This is a genomic window from Methanococcoides sp., from assembly GCF_030594565.1.
In the GTDB taxonomy this organism is placed as follows: Archaea; Halobacteriota; Methanosarcinia; order Methanosarcinales; family Methanosarcinaceae; genus Methanococcoides; species Methanococcoides seepicolus.
Genome location: NZ_JAUVEY010000192.1, coordinates 1 through 2,900 on the forward strand (window position 1 = coordinate 1; position 2,900 = coordinate 2,900).

Genomic DNA, 2,900 nt, shown 5'->3' on the forward strand with positions numbered 1-2,900 from the left:
GCTGGGACTTCCAAGAGTTCGCCATCATGCAGAATGCATCGCGAACGACCTGAAGGAAAAGGGCGTTGTCATCCACGAGAACATTGGCGGACTTGACGAGTATCCTATTGCAGGGAATACTGTTGACCAACTGATAAAGGACAAGTACAGCAACTTCGATTTCGCTGTGATAAGCGGAGTCCCGCATGCAATCCCAATGGATCACATATCCAATATGGAACTGATATCCGTTACAAACGGACCAAGACAGGTATTACCCCTTAAGGAAATGGGACACGAACATGTGATCGTCGAGATAGACCTGCATCCAAAGACACTCGGAGTCAACCACATCGTAGAATCCGAGTTCGGTGCAACATTGAGAGAAGTCGCAAAAGAATCATTATAAAACGGAGCATTCGCAGATGAGCGTACAGAAAAGAATAGCTATCTATGGAAAAGGTGGCATCGGAAAATCCAGTACTGCATCCAACGTTGCAGCCGCATGTGCCGATGAGGGATACACGGTAATGATAATTGGCTGTGACCCGAAAAGCGATTCATCCATCACCCTTCTTGGAGGAAAACGCATCCCGACCATCCTTGACCTTCTGCGTGAGGAAAAGGATGTGAAAGAGGAAGATGTCGTATTTACCGGTTACAATGGCGTAAAGTGTGTGGAAGTGGGCGGACCCGAGCCAGGTATCGGCTGTGCCGGACGCGGAATCATCGTAGCCATCCAGACACTTAAGAAGATATCAAAAACGTTGAATGAAATGGACCTTATCATCTACGATGTTCCTGGAGATATCGTATGCGGTGGCTTTGTAGCACCCATACGCAAGGGACTTGTAAAGGAAGCATATGTCCTGACCTCCGGTGAATATATGCCCCTTTATGCAGCGAACAATATCTGCCGAGGACTGGCAAAGATAAACACTCCTCTTAGCGGGATCATATGTAATTCCCGCAGTGTGAGCCGTGAAAAAGAGATAGTGACCAAGTTCGCAAGTGAGATAGGATCCGACCTTATGGCGTTTATACCAAAGGAACAGATCGTGCAGGATTGCGAGAGGGACGGTTTCTCGGTCATGGAAAAAGCACCTGACTCCAGCATTGCACAAGTTTATCGTGACCTTGCGAAAGCTATCATGCAACGCGATACTTCAGTTATGCCTGTTGCTCTTGACGATGAGCGTCTCAGAGAGCTTACCAGATAAAAAGAGATATCATCATGCCATCCGCAGATAATAAAGAATTCAATATTCCAAGAGTGCTCCTTGCTGCTGACAGGTCATCTTCCGGAAAGACTACCATCACCGCCGGATTGCTGGCAGCTCTTAAGACCAGAGGATATAATGTACAGCCTTTCAAAGTAGCCCTTGATTATATAGACCCGAGCTACCATTCCGAAATAACAGGAAGAAGAGCACGCAACCTTGATGGGTACCTCATGGGAGAGGAGGGTGTCCTTGATGTGTTCGCACATGCATGTGAAGTGGATGGCAAAGCCGAGATCGCTGTGATCGAAGGTGTCAGAGGGCTTTTCGAAGGACTGGAAAGCATTGGGGATATGGGAAGCACCGCACAGATAGCAAAGATGCTGAAATGTCCGGTGATCCTCATTATCAACGCCCGAAGCATCACTCGCTCTGCAGCTGCACTTGTCAATGGATATAAGGACTTTGACCCTGACGTCAATATCGTAGGTGTCATACTCAACAATATCGGCGGCATGCGGCATGCAAAAAAGGCGAAGGAAGCAGTTGAGCATTTTACCAAACTTCCTGTACTCGGCATAATCCCAAGGGATAATGCCATGCAGATATCCATGCGTCATCTTGGACTTGTCCCTGCAATCGAGGAAAGACGCCGGGTCAATGATCTTGATGAACGTCTTGCAGCTATCGAGAAAAGGATATCGGAAGGCATCGATATTGACAAGTTCATTGAGATAGCTCAACAGGCACAGCCTTTAAAGAAAGCAGAGAACACCATATTCAAACCCAGAAAGCTTGAAAGTGAAAGACCTGTGATAGGAATTGCACTTGATGAGGCTTTTAACTTCTATTATCATAACAATCTTGAGCTTCTGGAACTTGCAGGAGCTAAACTTGAATATTTCAGCCCCATCCACGATGAGAGACTGCCGAATATGGACGGCCTTTATCTGGGCGGCGGTTATCCCGAACTTTATGCTGCTGAGCTGGAGGCAAATGAAAGCATGAGGGAGGACATAAGGAAAGCATCGGAGAACGGACTCCCCATATACGGTGAATGTGGGGGACTTATGTATCTGACCGAGAGGATCACAACTGGTGTGAAAGACGAAGGAACATACCACATGGCGGAAATGCCGGAGGCCACTCATGAAATGGTCGGAGCACTTCCCGGACATTCCCTCATGGGACACAAACGTGTGGTCAGTTACAATATAGGCCAGCTCGATGAAGATACAGTGATCGGCAGTAAAGGAAATTCGTTCATCGGACATGAGTTCCATCATTCAGAAGTGACCGAACTACCGGATGATGCTGAATTTGCTATTAAGCTATCCCGCGGAACAGGGATACGTGACGGATGGGACGGACTTGTCAGGAACAATACCCTTGGTGCATACGCGCATCTGGAAGCAGCTTCATATAAAGAATTTGCAGCATCCTTCGTGGATTCCGCCATCAGATACAGAGGTAATAAAGAATGAGAGCAGAGATAGTCAAAGACCGTGTAATTGTAGAAAAAAAAGCCATTAATGAGTTTTACAATAACGGGTACTACGGCAGGCCTAAACCAAACGGGCTTGAGCTTACACTTATCGAAGCTGTATATCTGGCATACCGCGGGAAGATAGAAGTGGAACATGAAGGAAAGGTACTGGATTTTTCAGGTCTTTTCAAGGTAGCTTCCATCTTGCAGCCATC

General features: G+C 47.0%; 2 protein-coding genes and 2 pseudogenes. All 4 read left to right on the plus strand.

What is annotated here, in order from left to right:
• Positions 1–388, plus strand: a pseudogene (locus tag QAS77_RS11330) (Ni-sirohydrochlorin a,c-diamide reductive cyclase catalytic subunit); the annotation flags it as partial.
• Between the two features lie 16 nt (positions 389–404).
• Positions 405–1,199, plus strand: a complete 795-nt coding sequence (gene cfbC, locus QAS77_RS11335; protein ID WP_250868323.1) for a Ni-sirohydrochlorin a,c-diamide reductive cyclase ATP-dependent reductase subunit — start codon at positions 405–407, stop codon at positions 1,197–1,199.
• 14 nt (positions 1,200–1,213) lie between these two features.
• On the plus strand, positions 1,214–2,683 hold the full coding sequence (gene cfbB / locus QAS77_RS11340) for a Ni-sirohydrochlorin a,c-diamide synthase (protein WP_250868322.1): 1,470 nt from the start codon (positions 1,214–1,216) through the stop codon (positions 2,681–2,683).
• Positions 2,680–2,900 (plus strand): annotated as a pseudogene (locus tag QAS77_RS11345) (tRNA-intron lyase); the annotation flags it as partial. The gene cfbB and the pseudogene QAS77_RS11345, both read left to right, overlap by 4 nt.